Annotated in this window: 18 protein-coding genes; 12 read left to right on the top strand and 6 right to left on the bottom strand. The window is 63.1% G+C overall.

Annotated elements, in window-relative coordinates; translation table 11 throughout:
* Nucleotides 1-49 precede the first annotated feature (49 nt).
* From QD228_RS10985 to QD228_RS10970, 4 genes are all read left to right on the top strand, one after another.
* Nucleotides 50-841, top strand: a complete 792-nt coding sequence (locus QD228_RS10985) for a DUF484 family protein (RefSeq protein ID WP_191236453.1) — start codon at nt 50-52, stop codon at nt 839-841.
* Nucleotides 838-1,896: a tyrosine recombinase XerC gene (locus QD228_RS10980; protein WP_279875575.1), complete on the top strand. Its 1,059-nt coding sequence runs from the start codon at nt 838-840 to the stop codon at nt 1,894-1,896. The genes QD228_RS10985 and QD228_RS10980 overlap by 4 nt, the downstream gene beginning before the upstream one ends.
* A complete protein-coding gene (locus QD228_RS10975) occupies nt 1,896-2,618 on the top strand; it encodes an HAD family hydrolase (protein WP_279875574.1) in 723 nt (240 codons plus the stop codon). The genes QD228_RS10980 and QD228_RS10975 overlap by 1 nt, the downstream gene beginning before the upstream one ends.
* 222 nt (nt 2,619-2,840) lie before the next feature.
* Entirely contained in the window at nt 2,841-3,290 is a 450-nt protein-coding gene (locus tag QD228_RS10970) for a hypothetical protein (protein ID WP_279875573.1), read from the top strand.
* Nucleotides 3,291-3,431: 141 nt separating this feature from the next.
* On the opposite strand, the gene yihA is transcribed toward QD228_RS10970, so the two are convergent.
* On the bottom strand, nt 3,432-4,121 hold the full coding sequence (gene yihA, locus QD228_RS10965; RefSeq protein WP_077379554.1) for a ribosome biogenesis GTP-binding protein YihA/YsxC: 690 nt from the start codon (nt 4,119-4,121) through the stop codon (nt 3,432-3,434).
* A 314-nt stretch (nt 4,122-4,435) separates the two neighbouring features.
* Here yihA and QD228_RS10960 point away from each other — a divergent pair, with 314 nt between their 5' ends.
* From QD228_RS10960 to QD228_RS10935, 6 genes are all read left to right on the top strand, one after another.
* On the top strand, nt 4,436-5,119 hold the full coding sequence (locus QD228_RS10960) for a c-type cytochrome (protein ID WP_279875572.1): 684 nt from the start codon (nt 4,436-4,438) through the stop codon (nt 5,117-5,119).
* A 261-nt stretch (nt 5,120-5,380) separates the two neighbouring features.
* Nucleotides 5,381-6,025, top strand: coding sequence for a thiol:disulfide interchange protein DsbA/DsbL (locus tag QD228_RS10955; protein WP_084209502.1), 645 nt, complete (start codon nt 5,381-5,383; stop codon nt 6,023-6,025).
* 98 nt (nt 6,026-6,123) lie between these two features.
* Nucleotides 6,124-6,861: an endonuclease/exonuclease/phosphatase family protein gene (locus tag QD228_RS10950; protein WP_240499767.1), complete on the top strand. Its 738-nt coding sequence runs from the start codon at nt 6,124-6,126 to the stop codon at nt 6,859-6,861.
* A 503-nt stretch (nt 6,862-7,364) separates the two neighbouring features.
* A complete protein-coding gene (locus tag QD228_RS10945) occupies nt 7,365-7,934 on the top strand; it encodes a TRAP transporter small permease subunit (RefSeq protein ID WP_084209503.1) in 570 nt (189 codons plus the stop codon).
* Entirely contained in the window at nt 7,934-9,340 is a 1,407-nt protein-coding gene (locus QD228_RS10940; protein ID WP_077379560.1) for a TRAP transporter large permease subunit, read from the top strand. Before QD228_RS10945 ends, QD228_RS10940 begins: the two co-directional genes overlap by 1 nt.
* A gap of 251 nt (nt 9,341-9,591) precedes the next feature.
* Nucleotides 9,592-10,638, top strand: coding sequence for a TRAP transporter substrate-binding protein (locus QD228_RS10935; RefSeq protein WP_240499768.1), 1,047 nt, complete (start codon nt 9,592-9,594; stop codon nt 10,636-10,638).
* Nucleotides 10,639-10,771: 133 nt separating this feature from the next.
* Here QD228_RS10935 and dtd read toward each other — a convergent pair whose 3' ends face one another.
* The 3 genes from dtd to QD228_RS10920 all read right to left on the bottom strand — a co-directional run bounded on the left by dtd (nt 10,772) and on the right by QD228_RS10920 (nt 13,402).
* Nucleotides 10,772-11,221 carry a D-aminoacyl-tRNA deacylase gene (gene dtd, locus QD228_RS10930; protein WP_279875571.1) on the bottom strand — a complete coding sequence of 150 codons (450 nt, stop codon included), beginning with the start codon at nt 11,219-11,221 and terminating at the stop codon, nt 10,772-10,774.
* Between the two features lie 119 nt (nt 11,222-11,340).
* Nucleotides 11,341-12,615 carry a TRAP transporter large permease gene (locus tag QD228_RS10925; protein WP_077379566.1) on the bottom strand — a complete coding sequence of 425 codons (1,275 nt, stop codon included), beginning with the start codon at nt 12,613-12,615 and terminating at the stop codon, nt 11,341-11,343.
* Nucleotides 12,616-12,739: 124 nt separating this feature from the next.
* Complete coding sequence (locus QD228_RS10920) at nt 12,740-13,402, bottom strand: TRAP transporter small permease (RefSeq protein WP_077379568.1); 663 nt, start codon at nt 13,400-13,402, stop codon at nt 12,740-12,742.
* Between the two features lie 444 nt (nt 13,403-13,846).
* Between QD228_RS10920 and dctP the strand changes: the two genes are divergently transcribed.
* Nucleotides 13,847-14,938, top strand: coding sequence for a TRAP transporter substrate-binding protein DctP (gene dctP / locus QD228_RS10915; protein ID WP_217493015.1), 1,092 nt, complete (start codon nt 13,847-13,849; stop codon nt 14,936-14,938).
* A gap of 160 nt (nt 14,939-15,098) precedes the next feature.
* Here dctP and QD228_RS10910 read toward each other — a convergent pair whose 3' ends face one another.
* Both QD228_RS10910 and thiD read right to left on the bottom strand, forming a co-directional pair.
* The gene (locus tag QD228_RS10910; RefSeq protein WP_279875570.1) at nt 15,099-15,629 is read right to left on the bottom strand and encodes a chalcone isomerase family protein; all 531 of its coding nucleotides are present in this window, start codon (nt 15,627-15,629) and stop codon (nt 15,099-15,101) included.
* A 169-nt stretch (nt 15,630-15,798) separates the two neighbouring features.
* Nucleotides 15,799-16,599 (bottom strand): bifunctional hydroxymethylpyrimidine kinase/phosphomethylpyrimidine kinase, encoded by an 801-nt coding sequence (gene thiD / locus QD228_RS10905; protein ID WP_077379570.1) that lies wholly within the window; start codon nt 16,597-16,599, stop codon nt 15,799-15,801.
* A 138-nt stretch (nt 16,600-16,737) separates the two neighbouring features.
* Here thiD and QD228_RS10900 point away from each other — a divergent pair, with 138 nt between their 5' ends.
* Nucleotides 16,738-17,169: a YqaA family protein gene (locus tag QD228_RS10900; RefSeq protein WP_136939553.1), complete on the top strand. Its 432-nt coding sequence runs from the start codon at nt 16,738-16,740 to the stop codon at nt 17,167-17,169.
* Nucleotides 17,170-17,296: the final 127 nt, after the last annotated feature.

The following is a 17,296-nucleotide window of genomic DNA, read 5'->3' as shown; positions in this document are numbered from 1 at the left end:
CTGCGCGAAGCGCCGGCGTCCCGTCGCCAACCCTCGCAAGGAGAGCCATATGGCCGAGCCATCCGCCTCACGTCGCCCGCGCACGCTGGACCCGGACCGGGTCGCCGAGTGGTTGGCCACGCATCCGGATTTCTTCGAGGGTCGGGAAGGGTTGCTCCAGCAGCTGCGCGTGCCACACCCCGAGGCACGCGGTGGCAGCGTCTCGCTGCTGGAGCGGCTGGTGCATGACCTGCGCGGACGTACCGAGCAGGCCGAAGCGCGTCTCGAGGAGCTGCTCAATACCGCCCGCGACAATGAAAGCCGCTATCAGCGACTGCGTCAGATCGTGCTGGATCTGATGGATGCCGAATCGGATGATGCCCTTGCGGAGACTCTGGCAACCCGTCTCAGCGAGCTGTTCGACATCGCCGCCGTCTGCCTGTGGCAACGCGGCGCTGGCCCCGCGACCCAGCCACCGCGTCAGGTGCTCGATGATGCGCGTGCCGAGCAATTCGAGCGCCTGCTCGAAGGTCGCGCCAGCCGTTGCCTGGCGATGCCACGCACGCGCTGGGAAGCCCTGCTGCCGGACCATGGCTGGCCGCTGGGGGCGGAGTGCCACGATCTGGTCGAGGCCAGCCAGGCGGATGCCACGCGCGGCTCCGCCGTCATCGTGCGTCTGACCCGTGGCGAATGTCTGGGCTATCTGGTGGTCGCCAGTGCCGAGGCCGAGCAGTTCCGTGCCGGACTCGACACTCTCTTCCCCGAATATCTCGGCGATGTGCTGGCGCGCTGCCTCGGGCGTCATGCGACGAGTCACACCTCAGACTCCGCTGCCTCGCGTGATGATCAGGCCGCGCGATGAGCGCCTCTGACCTCCCGGATGACTCCCTCGACACTGCCAGACGCCAGGCGCTGACCCGCCCTTGCCAGCAGTTTCTCGCCCATCTTGCCCAGGACAGCAGCGCGGCGACCGTGAGCGCCTATCAGCGCGATCTCGAGGCACTGATCCACTTCATGTTGCGCCCCTCACCGGCCGAGACCACGGTGGATGCCGACACCAGCACCACCGCTCGGTCTCCTGCAGACTGGCAGGCCCTGGATGTGCCGACACTGCGTCGCTTCCTGGGCGCTGAACGCAGTCGTGGGCTCGCCCCCCGTTCACTGGCCCGACGTCGCGCGGCGATCAGTCGTTTCTGTGGCTGGCTGGTCGATCACGGCATTCTGGCGCACAACCCGGCGGGCCTGGTACAGACACCGCGCCTGCCGGACCACCTGCCTCGTCCAGTGGACATCGACAGCCTGTCACGCTTTCTCGACTGCCCGCACGACGGCACGCCGCTGGCGATCCGCGATCAGGCCATGCTGGAGCTGCTCTACGGCTCGGGGCTGCGACTCTCGGAACTGGTCAGTCTCGACCTCGACATGCTGGAGATACGCCGCCTGCGCGTGCGCGGCAAGGGCAACAAGCCTCGCCAGCTGCCCATCGGCTCGCGGGCGCGTCAGGCGCTGGATGCCTGGCTGAAGGTACGTAGCCAACTCGCGCCTGCTGACGAGACTGCCCTGTTCGTCGGCCAGCGAGGCCAGCGGCTGGGACAACGCGGCGTGCAGCTTCGTCTGGTGACGCAAGCGAAGACACGCGGCCTGCCGGAGCACCTGCACCCCCACCGACTCCGCCATTCCTTCGCCAGCCATCTGCTGGAATCCAGTGGCGATCTGCGCGCCGTGCAGGAGTTGCTGGGCCATGCCCATCTCTCCACGACCCAGGTGTATACCCGACTCGACTGGCAACAGCTGGCCAGCGCCTACGACCAGGCTCACCCGCGTGCACGTCGCCAGCGTGGGCCAGAAGAGGCAACGCCGGCTGACATTGACGCCGCCTCCCCTGCTGATGTTCCGCTCAAGGATGATCCCCTGTGATGCCCGCAACGACGCCTTCGCTGACCGCATTGACCTTCGATCTCGATGACACCCTGTGGGCCAATCGCCCGATCATGGAGCGCGCCGAGACGGAACACTACGCCTGGCTGGACGGTGAGATCGGTCATGCCACTGATTTTCCCCTCGAGGAATATACCCGTCGCCGCATGGCACTCGGGCTGGAACACCCCTTGCGGCGTGGTGACTTCACCTGGCTGCGCCGTGAAGCCATGCGCATCATGCTGCGCGATGCCGGCCATGGCGAAAAGGAGGCCCATCACTGGTCACATGCGGCCGTCGAACGCTTCCTGGCATTGCGCCACGAATTGCAGCCCTTTCCGGAAGCCAGTGAGCTGCTCGACTCACTGGCCCGGCATTACCGCCTCGGCGCCATCACCAATGGCAATGTCGACCTGACACGCCTGACGCTGGACCATCATTTCGAGTTCAGCATCGCCGCCGGCGAATGGCTGGCGCCCAAGCCGGATGCACGCCCCTTCCTCGCCGCCATGGCACGTCTGGGCAGCCGCCCCTCCACCACGCTGCATGTCGGCGACTCATGGAAGGAAGATGCCCTGCCGGCAGTACGTCTCGGCATGCAGGCGGCATGGATCGACGTGAAGGGGCGTGGCGCGCCGGAGCCGGTTCCCGCCGGAGTCCATGTCATCTCGCATGTCCGGGAGCTTCCGGAACTGTTGCGGCACCTGCATGCATCACGATGAAACGACAGCGCTTCTGACCCTCCAGACCTGACCGTCGGTTACCTGCTGTCACCTGGACTGACGTTCCAGAAAAGCGATACACAAATTAAAACTTGTACAACTTTATGGCGGAGACCATATTTGTTGTACAAGTTTCTCGTGCCTGACGACCCAGCCTTCCACGGGCCTGCCAGGGTCATCCGAGAACTCACGTACGATGTCGTCGCGACTGGAGAGGACAGCATGAGCACTCAATCATCATCTCGGCGTGTCATCTGCCAGACTTGGCAATATTCCCGCGCCATCAGTGACGACGCCGAGTCCCGCGACGCCACCGACATCATCGAGAGATTCCAGCAGGATCCCGGTCCGCTGGCCCTGCCGCATGCCAGTGCCTGGCAGGGAGTGTTGATCGGCACAGGACAGGTCGTGCTCTGCGCCATGCTGATCGTACTGGCGGTCTACAGTGCGCGAACCAGCATGGAAAACGCCACGCGAGGCGTGACCTCGGTACCGGCAGCGATCATCGACATGTCGGGCGGTGATCCACGGGCACGCAGCATGAATGCCCCTGTCGACAGCTCCCAGGGTGGCCACCTGACACGTTTCGAGGTGCGGGCGAGCCAGGCTGCGATGCCGCAGGTCCCTCAGCGACTGCTGTCAGAAAACGCCACTCCCAGCCTGTTCATGTAAGCAGTGATGAACGGTGACCGACCCCGCTAGGGCAGAGATCTGGACGCCCCATAACTGGACGCCCCACAAAAGAGACGCCGGTCACCCAAGGGTGATCGGCGTCTCTTTTTGTGCAGCAGCACATGTCATGACACGGACGACTCAGTCGTCGAACGGGTCCTGGGGGGCTTCATCGGCCTCCCCCTCCGTGACACCTTCCATCACCGCCGGGTCCGCCAGCCACTCATCGAGCTTGGCGTGCACCTGCTCGACTCCCGAATACTTGAGCGACGAGAACAGCTGCACGGTGACGAGGTCTTCCCACTCCTTGAGGGCGTGCCGTACCTTCTGGAGGCTCGCCGCTGCCGGTCCACGCTTCAGCTTGTCCGCCTTGGTCAGCAGGATATGCACCGGCATCTGTGCCTCATCGGCCCAGCCCAGCATCATCTGGTCGAATTCGGACAGCGGGTGACGCACATCCATCAGCAGCACCAGGCCGCGCAGCGACTGGCGGTTGCGCAGGTAGTTGGACAGATGGGACTGCCACTCACGCTTCACCTTGTCCGGCACCTTGGCATAGCCATAGCCGGGCAGATCCACCAGATGGCGGCCCGTTTCACCGATGGTGAAGTAGTTGATCAGCTGAGTGCGACCAGGCGTCTTGGAGGTACGCGCCAACGCCTTCTGGGACGTCAGGGCATTGATGGCGCTCGACTTTCCGGCGTTGGAGCGACCGGCAAAGGCCACCTCGGCACCGACATCCGTCGGGCACTGGGCCAGGGTGGCGGCGCTGATCAAGAAGCGTGCCTGACGATAGTGAAGCTTGGGGGACGGAGTGGCTGACTCGGCCATGAGAATCTGAATACCTGTTGATGGCGGACGTCTCGCCCGCGCGACATCACGTGAGAGCAGAAGAAACGGCCGGTGAAACGGAATAGAGCACCACTGGCGCTGTCAGCTCGACAGGCAGGCGGCAGGCACATTAACGCGCCCTGAAGGGGATTCGCTATACTGCCGAAATGACAAGCATCACGCTCATGATGCGCTAGTGTACCACCCAGCTCTCACGGGCTGCGAGGCGTCTGACGTACTTCTCCTCGGGTGATGCTTGCCACCAGCGCCGGGATGACTCCACTGCGGGATTTGCGCAAACAGGGACCAGTGACATGAACAAGCTGATGAGATCACCGCAGCACCGTGAAGGGCCGCAGAGCTCGAGCTGGGGCGTACTTGCCACGACGATTTTCGCCACCTTGAGCGCCCTGCTGACGCTCGGCCTCTCGCCCCGCGCTGGCGCAGACGAGATCACCGCGGATGCCAGCGCCGGCCAGGCCAAGGCAGCCGTCTGTGCTGCCTGCCATGGCGCGCAGGGCGTGTCCCCAGCCTCCGCCTTCCCGCACCTCGCCGGACAGCAGGCCCATTATCTGCGCAAGCAGATCACGGATATCCGCGAGGGTCGTCGCCCGGTTCCCCAGATGGCAGGCCTCACCGACACCCTGAGCGATCAGGACATTGCCGATATCGCGGCCTATTATGCCGAGCAACCCGCCAACCGCGGCCAGGCAGAGCCCGACGCCGCGAAAGCAGGTGAGGTGCTGTACCGGGCCGGCTCGCTTGAGCGAGGTATCGCGGCCTGTACCGCCTGCCACGGCCCTCGCGGCGAGGGGATTGATTCAGCAGGCTATCCTGCGCTGGCTGGGCAATTCCCCGCCTACACCATCACCTCGCTGACGGCCTTTCGTGACGGCACGCGTGACAACGACCCCAATGACATCATGAGCAGCATCGCCGCACGCATGAGCGACAGCGACATGCAGCAGGTCGCCGAGTATCTTCACGGCCTGCGCTGAGGCATCCAGTCAGGCTGATGTCACGTATGACATCTGCGATGGCGACCGGCTCCGGCACGGCGTGGCGTGCTCTGCACGGCAACGTGGTCGAACGGCGTTCATCCAGCGGTCAACCTTGTCACGCTAGGCTGGCCAGACAGTGATCCGCCGTGTCCCGCCCGGCAGTCTCGACAGCGGTGGTGGCTGACACGCATACTCGATGCATCACTAATGTTGCCGGGTCTCATGCCCGGGCATGCCTCAACCCGATGGAGATGTTCCATGAAGTGGAAACCCCTACTGACTCTGGTGGCGGGCCTTGGCCTGTCAGCAAGCGTGTTCGCCGCTGAAGCTGGCAAGGACTATCAGGTACTCGACGAACCGGTGAAGACCGATGCACCGGCCGGCAACGTCGAAGTGGTCGAGGCATTCTGGTATGGCTGCCCACACTGCTACGCACTGGAATCCAGCCTCGAGCCCTGGGTCGATGAACTGCCTGGTGACGTGACCTTCCATCGTCTGCCGGCCACCATGGGGCAGGACTGGGTCAAGCACGCCTATGCCTTCTATGCCGCCAAGGATCTGGGCATTCTCGATCAGACCCACAAGGCCTTCTTCGATGCCATCCACAAGGACCACCAGCGTCTCACCGACCCGGAAGACATCGCCGCCTTCTACAGCGACTACGGTGTCAGCGAAGAAGACGCCGAGAAGTCCCTGACCTCCTTCGGCGTGAAGAGCCAGGTCAATCAGGCACACGCACAGATGCGCGCCTACAAGATCATGGGTGTCCCCGCACTGATCGTCGACGGTCGCTATGTCGTCTCTCCGAGCACGGCTGGCTCGCTCAAGAACATGCTCAAGATCACCGATGAGCTGGTCGAGCAGGTGCGTGAAGAGAAGGCTGGCGACAAGGACGCCGCCTGATGGCAGAGGCCGCTGACGACTCCCCAGTGGCCGCCGACGCAGCGGATGATACCGGGCATGGATTGTCGGGTTCGCCGCTGCGTCTGCTGACCTTCAACATGCAGGTCGGTATCCATACCGCGGCGTGGCATCACTATGTCACCCGCGGTTGGCAACATCTGCTGCCGCATCCCAAGCGCCACCGCCGCCTGGAACTGATTGCCGGGGCCATCACGCCTTACGACATCGTCGGGCTGCAGGAAGTCGACGGCGGCAGCTTCCGCTCCGGCAACGTCAATCAGGTGGACGCGCTGGCCGAGACGGCTCACTTCCCGCATCGCTATCAGCAGCTCAATCGCAACCTCGGCCGGCTGGCACAGCACAGCAACGGCCTGTTGTCGCGCCTGCCGATCAGCCATCTCGAAGAGCACAGCCTGCCCGGCACCCTGCCGGGACGCGGCGCCATCCATGCTCGCTTCGGCGAGGGGGAGCATGCACTGCATGTCTTCGTCACGCATCTGGCACTTGGCGCGCGAATCCAGCGCAAGCAGCTCGATTATCTCGGAGAGCTGATCGCACCGCTCAAGCACGTCATCGTGATGGGCGACCTGAACTGCACCCTGGCACAACTGCGCCAGCACAAGGGATTCTGCGAGGCGCTCGACTCGCGGCCCAGCAAGGCGATCAACAGCTATCCTGCCTGGCAGCCACGGCGGGGTCTGGACCATATTCTGGCCTCCTCCACCCTGCACATCGAGCACCCCAGCACCTTGTCCCACCTCTTCTCCGACCATCTGCCTCTTGCGGTGGAAGTGCACCTCCCCGTGGCCTGTCAGAAGGCGCTTGGTCTGGCCTGACACGCCCTCACCTCAATTCTCAGTCCTCTCACGGGTGCCTGGATATCACCCTCGATATCCGCCGGGACCCGCCTGTCCGTCACCTTGATTGCCACCTTCCCGTTCCCGTCCTGTATGGATTTTTCAATCCAAGTGACTGAATCGAAAGATATATCTCGCCTGTCAGACCAATGATCCATTTGTCACTGGCCAGCCACTCGCTACTCTTGGCCTGTCCGAGGGCGTGGATTAATCGTGAAAGCAACGCTGATGACTGCCGAGAGCCTGCATGGCCTCACTGGTATCTGCCATCCACCAGCGTGGAATAGCGTTGTCTGAAACGACGATTGCCGGATTGCCGACGTCTCATCAAAGCTACAACATGAGCAAAGCCTGAACTGATGTGACGATCGTCAGCGTGCACACGAGATCGCCCCGACTACGATGACGGCACACGCAACGCCAGACTCGGCAACAACAACGCCAACAAATATCACCTGCTACCCGCAGGCCAAGGGGATTCCATGTCTGCCACTGCCTCTACCCCCGGCTGGCTCACAGGGCTCGACCGCATGACCGAAGGGCTGGGACGCTGCGTGTCCTGGCTGGTCGTCATCATGATGCTGGTCGAATTCGCCATCGTGATGCTGCGCTACGCCTTCAACATCAACAGCATTCCGATGCAGGAATCCGTGATGTACATGCACGCGACCGTCTTCCTGCTCGCTGCCAGCTACACGCTCAAGCATGACAACCATGTCCGCGTGGATATCTTCTACCAGCGCATGTCCCATCGCGGGAAGTCGTGGATCGACCTCGGCGGCACACTGTTCCTGCTGTTCCCGGTGATGATCTTCATCCTGCTCTCGAGCCTGGGTTATGTCGGCGACTCATGGAGCATCAAGGAAGCCTCCCCCGAATCCGGTGGCCTGCCTGGCGTCTATCTGCTCAAGAGCCTGATCCCCGCGGTCGCCATCCTGATGATGCTGCAAGGTGTCGCTGAAGCTGGTCGCCACCTCCTGTTCCTGTGCGGGCGGCTGCCGTCGCCGCATGCGAGCGATGACACCCCTGATCACGATGAGGAGCTGGTGTAATGCTCGAGATCATGCCGCTGCTGCTGTTCGTGTGTATCTGTGTCGTTCTCATGCTGGGCTATCCGGTGGCGCTGTCGCTTGCCGGTACCGCGCTGGCCTTCGCCGGGCTGGGCATGGGGCTGGACGCGCTGGGCATTACCCAGGGCGTATTCGATGCCAGCTTCCTGTCGGCGATGCCCAATCGCCTCTACGGCACCATGACCAATCAGACGTTGCTGGCCGTGCCATTGTTCGTATTGATGGGCGTGCTGCTGGAAAAATCGAAGGTCGCCGAGACGCTGCTCGACGCCATGGCGCTGATGTTCGGCTCACTGCGTGGCGGCCTGGGCATCTCCGTGACCATCGTCGGCATGTTGCTGGCGGCCTCCACCGGTATCGTCGGCGCGACCGTCGTGACCATGGGCCTGCTGTCACTGCCCACCATGCTCAAGCGTGGCTATGACCCGTCGCTTGCCACTGGCGCCATCTGTGCCACCGGCACCCTGGGACAGATCATTCCGCCGTCCATCGCACTCGTTCTGCTGGGCGACGTACTGTCTTCCGCCTATCAGCAGGCGCAATTGTCGATGGGCATCTGGAGCCCGAAGACCGTCTCGGTGGGCGACCTGTTCATCGGCGCCCTGGTGCCGGGCCTGATCCTGGTGGTCGCCTATATCGTCTACATCGCCATCATCGCCTGGCTCAAGCCCGAGAAGGCGCCGGCCGTGGACCGTGATGCGCTGATGAAGGAGCTGGGCCACACCGGTGGCATCGGCTGGCTGCTCCTCAAGGGACTGGTGCCGCCGATCGTGCTGATCGTCTGCGTACTGGGCTCGATTCTCGGCGGACTGGCCACGCCGACAGAAGCCTCTGCCGTGGGTGCCTTCGGCGCGCTGATGCTGGCCGTCGCCAACCGCAAGCTGAGCTTCAAGACGCTGACGGAAGTCGTGCGCTCCACCACCAACGTCACCACGATGGTCTTCCTGATCCTGATCGGTGCGGCGCTGTTCTCGCTGGTGTTCCGTGGTTTCGGCGGCGAAGAGGTCGTCACCGAGATCTTCGAGAACATGCCCGGTGGCGTCATCGGTGCCACCCTGGTGGTGATGCTGGTGATCTTCCTGCTCGGCTTCATCCTCGACTTCATCGAGATCACCTTCGTGGTGGTGCCGATCGTCGGCCCGGTGCTGCTGGCCATGGGCCTCGACCCGATCTGGCTGGGCATCATGATCGCCATCAACCTGCAGACCTCCTTCCTGACGCCGCCCTTCGGTTTCGCGCTGTTCTATCTGCGCGGCGTCGCGCCCAAGGAAGTCAGCACCAAGCAGATCTACAAGGGCGTCATTCCGTTCATCCTGATCCAGCTGTGCATGCTGGGGGCACTGGCCGCCTTCCCGGGCCTGGCCACCTGGCTGCCGGCCCAGTTCTAGGCCACGACTGACGAGACAGTACAAGAACAGAACACGGACAGAACAAATACAGAGCAGCAACTGAATTGGCGGGGCTCGCCCCGCCAGCTGATGGGAGAGCCGCCAGTCGGCTCATGCAGATGCACGGGAGCCGTTCGCGGCCCACCTCTTGCCCAGCGCCAGTCCCTGACCGGTGCACAACAACAATCGGGCACTTCAAGGAGCATGCCATGCAACTCAACAAACTCGCCTTCGGCATCGCCGTCGGCACCATGACCGCCATGGGCACCCTGCCGGCCATCGCCAATGCCGCGGATACCTACACCTGGAAGATGGTCACCTCGTGGCCGAAGAACTTCCCGGGCGTAGGCCAGGGTCCCGAGCGCCTCGCGCGTCTCGTCGATGAGATGTCTGATGGACGCCTCAAGATCAAGGTCTACGGCGCCGGACAGCTGGTGCCGGGCTTCGAGGTGCTCGATACCGTCTCTTCCGGTACGGCGCAGATCGGCCACTCGGCCTCCTACTACTGGAAAGGCAAGGCGCCGGAAGCCCAGTTCTTCGCCGCCGTCCCCTTCGGCATGACCGCACAGGAAATGAACGCCTGGCTGCATTACGGCGGGGGTCTGGAGCTCTGGAACGAGGTCTATGACAAGTTCGGTGTCGAAGTCATGGCCGGTGGTGCCTCGGGCGTGCAGATGGGCGGCTGGTTCAACAAGGAGATCAACTCGGTTGCCGATCTCGACGGCCTGAAGATGCGCATGCCGGGACTGGGTGGCGATGTCATGCAGCAGATGGGCGTGGCGACCGTCAGCATGCCGGGCGGCGAGATCTTCACCTCGCTGCAGTCCGGCGCCATCGATGCCACCGAATGGATCGGGCCGTACAACGACCTGGCCTTCGGTCTCTATCAGGCCGCCAAGTACTACTACTATCCGGGCTGGCACGAGCCGACCGTCACCTTCGAGGCCATCGTCAATGACGACGCCATGGCCGAGCTGCCCAAGGACCTGCAGGCCATCCTGCGCTCCGCGGTACGTGACGTGAACCAGGACATGCTCGACGAGTACACCGCGCGCAACAACGATGCCCTCGAGACACTGCTCAACGAGCACAAGGTCGAGCTGCGTCGCTACCCGCAGGACGTGCTCGACAAGGCACGTGAACTGTCAGGCGAAGTGGTCAAGAAACTCGGCGACTCCAATGAGCTGGCAGGCCGCATCTACGAGTCCTACACCACCTTCGAAGGCAAGGTCGAGAAGTGGCACGAAGTCTCCGAACAGGCCTTCCTGAACGCCCGTAATCCGGAAGGCATTCAGTAACGAGTCCCTGCTTTACCTGCGCCGCTCTCCCGTGCGAGACGGCGCAGGCCTGTCATCCAATGCTTGCAGCCGCTCCTTCGGGAGCGGCTTTTTTGGGCCTGCAAGGTGCGTGAGCCGACTATCTGCCGCGAGATCAGCTCTCGAGCAGGAAGGTCACCGGTCCATCATTGAGCAGCGAGACCTGCATGTTGGCCCCGAAGCGTCCGGTCTCGATTCCCACGCCAAGCTCCTCCCCGCGTTCACGCGCCTTGTCGACCAGATACGCGAACAGCCGCTCGCCTTCCGCCGGTGGCGCTGCCGAGGAGAAACTGGGACGCATGCCACTGCCGGTGTCCGCCGCCAGCGTGAACTGCGAGACCAGCAGCAGACTGCCACCCGCCTGCTGGACGTTGAAATTCATCTTGTCGTTCTCGTCGCCAAAGACACGGTAGTGCAGCAGCTTGTGCAGCAGCTTGTCGGCGCGCGCCTCATCATCGCCCTTCTCGACCCCCACCAGCACCAGCAGACCGCCCGCGATGGCGCCGACCGTCTCGTTCTCCACCACGACCTGTGCCTGGGTGACGCGCTGGATCAATGCTCGCATGCCACTTGCTCCTTCAAGAGATGAATGATGATGAGCAGGAGCATACCAGACGCGAACGCCCCGCAGACCGAGTCTGCGGGGCGTTCGTGATGCGCATGTCCAACGAGCCGTATCGGTGGCTAGCTGGCCAGGCCGGGCAGGAAGAGCGCGATCTGCGGGAACAGCATCAGCAGCACCGTCGCCAGCAACAGCAGGGCAATGAAGGGTGGCGTGCCACGGATGACCTCCATGTAAGGCTTCCGGAACACCGCCACCGCCGTGAAGATGTCACAGCCGAAGGGTGGCGTCGCCGAACCGATCGCCGCCTGCAGGGTGACGAGGGTACCGACCAGCACCGGGTCCAGTCCGGCGGCATCGACGGCCGGGGCAAATACCGGCGCCAGAATCAGGATCACCACGATGGGATCGACGAACATGCAACCGACAAAATAGGCCACCGCGATCACCGCCAGCAGCGCCAGGGCGTGTTCTGACAGGTACGGGATGTACCCGCCGAGAATGGCATCCGGAATCTTGGCGAACGAGATCATCCACGAGAAGCCGGCGCCCGCCGCCACCAGAATGAATACCACCGCGGTGATCAGACCGGTGGAGAAGGCCACGCCGGGCAGGTCCTTGAGCGTGACGCCACGGTAGATGAGCATCTCGAGAATCAGCGCATAGATCACCGAGACCGTGGCGGCCTCCGTCGGCGAGAACATCCCCGAGTAGATGCCGCCGATGATGATCACCGGGAAGCCGGCGGGCAGACTGGCGCGCTTCAATGCCTTGAGGCGCGCAGGCCAGTCCGCCTTGGGCTGCGGCGCGATGCCCAGCTTCCACGACTTCCACATGCAGTAGAGCGAGAACAGCACCAGGATCATCAGCCCCGGACCGATACCGGCGATGAACAGATCCCCCACCGAGGTACCGGTGGCGACGCCATAGATGATCATGCCGATGGACGGCGGAATCAGCAGCGCGATGTCAGAGGCATTGATGATCAACGCGATGGTGAACTTGTCGCTGTAACCGGCTTCCAGCAGCCGCGGACGCAGCGGGCGCCCCATCGCCACCACCGTGGCCTGGGTGGAGCCGGACACCGCGCCGAACAGGGTACAGCCCAGCGCGGTGGTCACCGGCAGACCGCCACGCCAGTGACCGACGAAACGCTCGACCACATCCAGCAGACGCTGGGCGGTGGAGCCCTTGAGCATGATATCGGCCGCCAGAATGAACATCGGGACCGCCGTCAGTACCACCGGTTGCAGGCCACCGATCATCTGCTGGATCACCAGCTCTGGCTTGAGAAAAGGGAAATCGCTGAACAACAAGAAGAAGGTGCCGACACTCAATGGCACCATCATGGGTACCCCAAGCAACAGCAGCCCCACCATCACGAGCAGAATCCACATCGCAGCTTCCGTCCCTGGGTCAATGTAGTGTGATCAATCACGAGCCCTGCAACACGCATCAGCCAAGGCATCTCTTGCCTTCACTCCCGCGCTACAGGCTCGCATCCGAAGTGGAAGAGACGTGCTAGAGCGCACCGCTGCCGTCGACTTCCTCGTTCTCGTCTATCTCCGCCGTACGCCACGACAGCCAGGCACCTTGTGCCAGCAGATTGCGCAGAATCGCCATCAGATACTGGAGGGCGCCCAGCGCCAGCCCCAGCGGGACCACGGCATAGAGTGCCGCCAGCGACCAGCGCAACGACGGCGTGACACGCCCTGACCTGGCCAGGCTCTGCAGATAATCCACCGCCAGCCAGGCCAGGTAGGCCAGCAGCGCACAGGTGATGACCTGTCCGGCGATCAACAGCACCTTGCGCAACCACGGCGGCATGAAGTCCAGCAGTGCCGTCACGCGGATATGGCGTCCGGCGCGCGCGCCATAGCTGATGCCGAGAAAGGTCAGCCACAGCTGCAGGATCTGCATCAGCTCTTCGGTGAACGGCAGGCTGTAGTTGAAGACGTTGCGCCCGATCACATTGGCGATGCTGGCCGTCGCCATGCCCAGCACGCACAGCGCGATCAGCCAGCGTTCGACGTGAGCCAGGCCCTGATCACCGCGTTCGAATATCGCCGCCAGGCGGCGCAGCGGTGCAGGCAGATGTGCGAGGGGATCCTGAGCGCCTTGCGCCTCGGCCGGGGTGGGCCGGGTCTCATCAGCGGGGGGAGACTTGGAGGGGGGCGAATTCATGAAGCGGCTTCCTGTTGATGTGGCTTCCTGCCAGGCAGGCTTTCTGTCAGGCGACGCAAGCACAGCGATTTGCGCCACGCCGTCTGCATTTGCCAGTACGATCCATTGAAATTTTCCGAGACACCGCCGTGATTTTCACTTTGGTGAGTCATGATCTAGCTTTATTGACGGCACCCTTTATTAGCGACACTACGAACCAGCACGCGGCCTACCTCTACCGAGCCATCTGGCAGGGCATGGCACCGACCCGGAGCAGGGGTCATCGAGTACCAGAATCTCATGCGGACAGGCTCAGCCTATTCATAATAAATTCTAATCACACTATCCGATTTGGTAATTTTTTTATTATATTAAGAATGGCAATATTATCTAAATGATGCAAGTTGCACGCCGGGTTCGCCCCATACCACCCGGCGCTGATGGAAATCACACAAGGAGAACAAGATGACGATGCAATGGAACCCGTCACCCGAGCAGAATCGCGAGACGCCCAGAACTCCTGTTCACCTTTCTCGTCTTGCCGCGCTCCTCAAGGGAGGCGCCCTCACGGCCGGCCTCGGCATGGCGGCACTGGCCTCCGCGGGCGTACAGGCTGACACCTGGCGTTTCGCGCTGGAGGAAGTCTCCGGCAGCGTGCAGGATGCCTACGCTCAGGAATTCAAGAAACGCATCGAAGAGGCCTCCGGCGGTGACATCGATGTCGAGATCTACCCCTACGGCGCGCTGGGTACCTCCTCACAGCTCACCGAACTGGTGCAGAGCGACGCCATCCAGCTGACCTTTGCGTCACCGGGTCACCTGGCCTCGGTGATTCCTGAATCAGGCGTCTTCACGCTGCACTTCCTGTTCTCCGACGACAACGCCGTCAATGAAGAGGTGCTCGGCAACTCCAAGGCCATCGACATGCTGTCCGAGGCCTACACCGAGCAGAACCTTCAGCTGCTGGGCGTGATTCCGGAGGGCTGGATGGTCTGGACCGGCAACCGTGACATCGAGACGCCTGAGGACATGAAAGGCTTCAAGATTCGCACCATGACGTCACCGATTCTGGTGGAGAGCTATCGCGCCTATGGCGCCAACCCGACGCCGCTGCCGTATTCGGAGGTCTATTCCGGCCTGCAGCTGGGGCAGATAGACGGCCAGGTGAACCCGGTGTTCGCCATTCAAGAAATGAGCTTCTATGAAGTTCAGGACTACATGATCCAGGCCAAGCAGGCGCAGTTCATCACCACGCTGGTGGCCTCCAGCGATTTCTATTCCGGTCTGGATGACGAGCAGCAGCAGATGCTCGACAAGGTCACCAACGAGATGCGCCCGTATATCTTCGAGAAGCAGGAGGAGTACAACGCGGACCGTCTCGAGAAGATCAAGCAGGACAGCGACATCAAGATCATCACGCTGAACGACGAGCAGCGTGAAGCCTTCCGTCCGGTCGGCGAGAAAGGCTGGGAGGTCTTCCGGGAGCAGGCCGGCGAGCGCGGCAGCAAGATCCTCGACACGCTGCAGGCCGACATCAAGGCGGCAGAAGCCAAGTAAGCCGCAGCATTGGCCAGCGAGTTGCCACGGGAGACCTTCCTGACGGCAACGATGGCCGTGTCAGATGACAAGACGCCCCTGCCGGGTAACCGGCAGGGGCGTCTTGATGAGGCAGGGCTCGCCATGGGCGCGAGCCGCCCGGAAGTTCAGAGGCTGACGGCTAACGCCCCAGCAGTTGTGAACGAAAGTCGTCGCGCGCGGGGGAGTCGCCAAGCCAGATCGCGAACACCCCGTTGGCCAATGCCAGCGAAGCGCTCTCGAAGAGCAAGGTATCGTTGAGCGCCAGCGTCAGCCGTCCCTTGCCACCCTCCTCTGCCTGCCATTCCAGCGCATAGCGATCTCCCGGCGACACGTCCCGATAGACTGCATTGAAGCGCGACAGCTCCGCCTCGATCGCCGCGAAATTCGCTTCGGAAAGATTCTGGCGCACGCCCCTGGTGGTCGCCTTGGCGAAGTCAGCCGCCTCGATGGCATGGAAATACTCCAGCACCAGACGTCGCGAGACATCGCTGAGTGGTGCAGGCCGCGGCCGCCGGGCATCCTGATAATAGCCACCGACGTAGGCGTCCCATACCAGATAGGTAAACAGCCCGGTACCGATCAGCTCAAGCGGCTGGCCGCCTTGCGTCTCGGCCTGATCCGCGAAGGTCACTCCCTTTATCTCGGCGGCAAACGCCCAGGAGGGAAGCATGGCAAGCACTCCAGCCATCAGGCTGGTGCGCAACCATCGAGACGAGAAAGCCCTTGGCAAGGGCAGGCAAATCCGGGAGCGGGACATGGCATCGACTCTTCAAGGAAGTGACAGGGAGGCGTTCCTCTCACGCGCGAGGGGTCAGCTCAGGCTCTCGCGACGCACGGTCTCACCAGAGTGCGTGAAAGTGGTGCACGGGGCCACGCCCCTTGCCGACATTCAGCTGATCCGAGGCACGCAGCGCCCCCAGCAGCCATTCCCGCGATTCCTCCACGGCTCTCGTCAGTGACAGCCCCTGCGCCAGGCGCGCCGTGATCGCCGAGGACATCGAGCAGCCGGTGCCGTGCAGGTTGTCGGTCTCGATCCGTGGCGCGCACAGCCATTGCTCACCGGCATCACTGACCAGCAGGTCATCGCAGGCCTGGCCCTCCAGTGCGCCCCCCTTGATCAGGACAGCATTGGCACCGCGTGCGCGCAACTCACGCGCGACCTGAGGCATGTCCTCCCGCCCGATCAGACGACGCTCGCCCAGCAGCACCGCCGCTTCATGCAGATTGGGCGTGATGATGTCCGCCAATGGCACCAGATGCTCTGCCACCGCCTGGATGGCCGCGTCATTGACCAGCGCATCGCCGCTCTTGGCCACCAGCACCGGGTCGAGCACGATCCAGCGCGGGCGACGCTGACGGAGCCTGTCCGCCAGCAGCTCCACGACAGCCGGGTCCGCGACCATGCCGATCTTGATGGCGATGATATCGAGATCATCCAGCACGGCATCCAGCTGTGCTCCGATGAAGGCGCACGACACCGGCTCGACGCTGCGCACGCCACAGGTATTCTGGGCGGTCAGTGCCGTAATCACGCTGGCTCCATACGCCCCCAGCGCGGAGAATGTCTTGAGATCCGCCTGAATGCCGGCCCCGCCCGATGGGTCTGAGCCGGCAATCGTCAGGACGCACGGAATATGCATGCACGAGACTCCCGGAAAATGACATGAATTTGCCAACAGCATACCCGAGCGGCGAGGGGAAGAAAGCCACCCAGCTGCTTCACCCTCGGCTCGGCCCCTGCGGATCAGGAAAATCGCGGCATGGATGACGTGGTCGCCCTGCTGTCGCTGGGCCTGATAGCACTGGCCAGCGCCACGCTGCTGCCGGGCGGGTCGGAAGCCGCATTGGCGGGGCTGTGGTGCGAGGGGGTCGCCCCATGGGCGCTATGGCTTGCCGCAACGCTTGGCAACACGCTGGGCAGCCTGATCAATGTCGCCCTGGGACGCGGCGCACGGCGTCTGCGGACTCGTCGCTGGTTCCCGGTCTCGCGGCGAGCGCTGGCGCGCGGCACGCTGTGGTATCGCCGCATCGGTGCCTGGAGCCTGCTGCTCAGCTGGGCCCCCGTGATCGGTGACCCCTTGACGGTGCTCGCAGGCGTCTTCCGCCTGCCCTGGTGGAAGAGCGTACTGTTGATCCTGGTCGCCAAGGGCGGCCGCTACGCCCTGCTGCTGGTGATCGCGGACCACTGGCTGACCCCCTGGTGTACGTGAATCACCCGTCAGGCCACGCGCGCAGGCCGCCCATGCGCGAGCCACAGGAGCCACAGGAGCCACAGGAGCGTGCTATGCTGACAGCTGCTATGCTGCACTGCACAATTCGTGTTCGCTTTCATTGCCA

It is taken from the genome of Cobetia sp. 3AK, assembly GCF_029846335.1.
GTDB classification, from domain to species: domain Bacteria; phylum Pseudomonadota; class Gammaproteobacteria; order Pseudomonadales; family Halomonadaceae; genus Cobetia; species Cobetia marina.
Note: the sequence above shows the minus strand (reverse complement) of the source record. Positions and strands in the feature narration are given on the sequence as shown.

Bases quoted from the DNA above. Each gene is read 5' to 3' on its own strand.
- QD228_RS10985 (WP_191236453.1), top strand. From the start codon at position 50: ATGGCCGAGCCATCCGCCTCACGTCGCCCGCGCACGCTGGACCCGGAC.
- QD228_RS10980 (WP_279875575.1), top strand. From the start codon at position 838: ATGAGCGCCTCTGACCTCCCGGATGACTCCCTCGACACTGCCAGACGC.
- QD228_RS10975 (WP_279875574.1), top strand. From the start codon at position 1,896: ATGCCCGCAACGACGCCTTCGCTGACCGCATTGACCTTCGATCTCGAT.
- QD228_RS10970 (WP_279875573.1), top strand. From the start codon at position 2,841: ATGAGCACTCAATCATCATCTCGGCGTGTCATCTGCCAGACTTGGCAA.
- yihA (WP_077379554.1), bottom strand. From the start codon at position 4,121: ATGGCCGAGTCAGCCACTCCGTCCCCCAAGCTTCACTATCGTCAGGCA.
- QD228_RS10960 (WP_279875572.1), top strand. From the start codon at position 4,436: ATGAACAAGCTGATGAGATCACCGCAGCACCGTGAAGGGCCGCAGAGC.
- QD228_RS10955 (WP_084209502.1), top strand. From the start codon at position 5,381: ATGAAGTGGAAACCCCTACTGACTCTGGTGGCGGGCCTTGGCCTGTCA.
- QD228_RS10950 (WP_240499767.1), top strand. From the start codon at position 6,124: ATGCAGGTCGGTATCCATACCGCGGCGTGGCATCACTATGTCACCCGC.
- QD228_RS10945 (WP_084209503.1), top strand. From the start codon at position 7,365: ATGTCTGCCACTGCCTCTACCCCCGGCTGGCTCACAGGGCTCGACCGC.
- QD228_RS10940 (WP_077379560.1), top strand. From the start codon at position 7,934: ATGCTCGAGATCATGCCGCTGCTGCTGTTCGTGTGTATCTGTGTCGTT.
- QD228_RS10935 (WP_240499768.1), top strand. From the start codon at position 9,592: ATGACCGCCATGGGCACCCTGCCGGCCATCGCCAATGCCGCGGATACC.
- dtd (WP_279875571.1), bottom strand. From the start codon at position 11,221: ATGCGAGCATTGATCCAGCGCGTCACCCAGGCACAGGTCGTGGTGGAG.
- QD228_RS10925 (WP_077379566.1), bottom strand. From the start codon at position 12,615: ATGTGGATTCTGCTCGTGATGGTGGGGCTGCTGTTGCTTGGGGTACCC.
- QD228_RS10920 (WP_077379568.1), bottom strand. From the start codon at position 13,402: ATGAATTCGCCCCCCTCCAAGTCTCCCCCCGCTGATGAGACCCGGCCC.
- dctP (WP_217493015.1), top strand. From the start codon at position 13,847: ATGACGATGCAATGGAACCCGTCACCCGAGCAGAATCGCGAGACGCCC.
- QD228_RS10910 (WP_279875570.1), bottom strand. From the start codon at position 15,629: ATGCTTCCCTCCTGGGCGTTTGCCGCCGAGATAAAGGGAGTGACCTTC.
- thiD (WP_077379570.1), bottom strand. From the start codon at position 16,599: ATGCATATTCCGTGCGTCCTGACGATTGCCGGCTCAGACCCATCGGGC.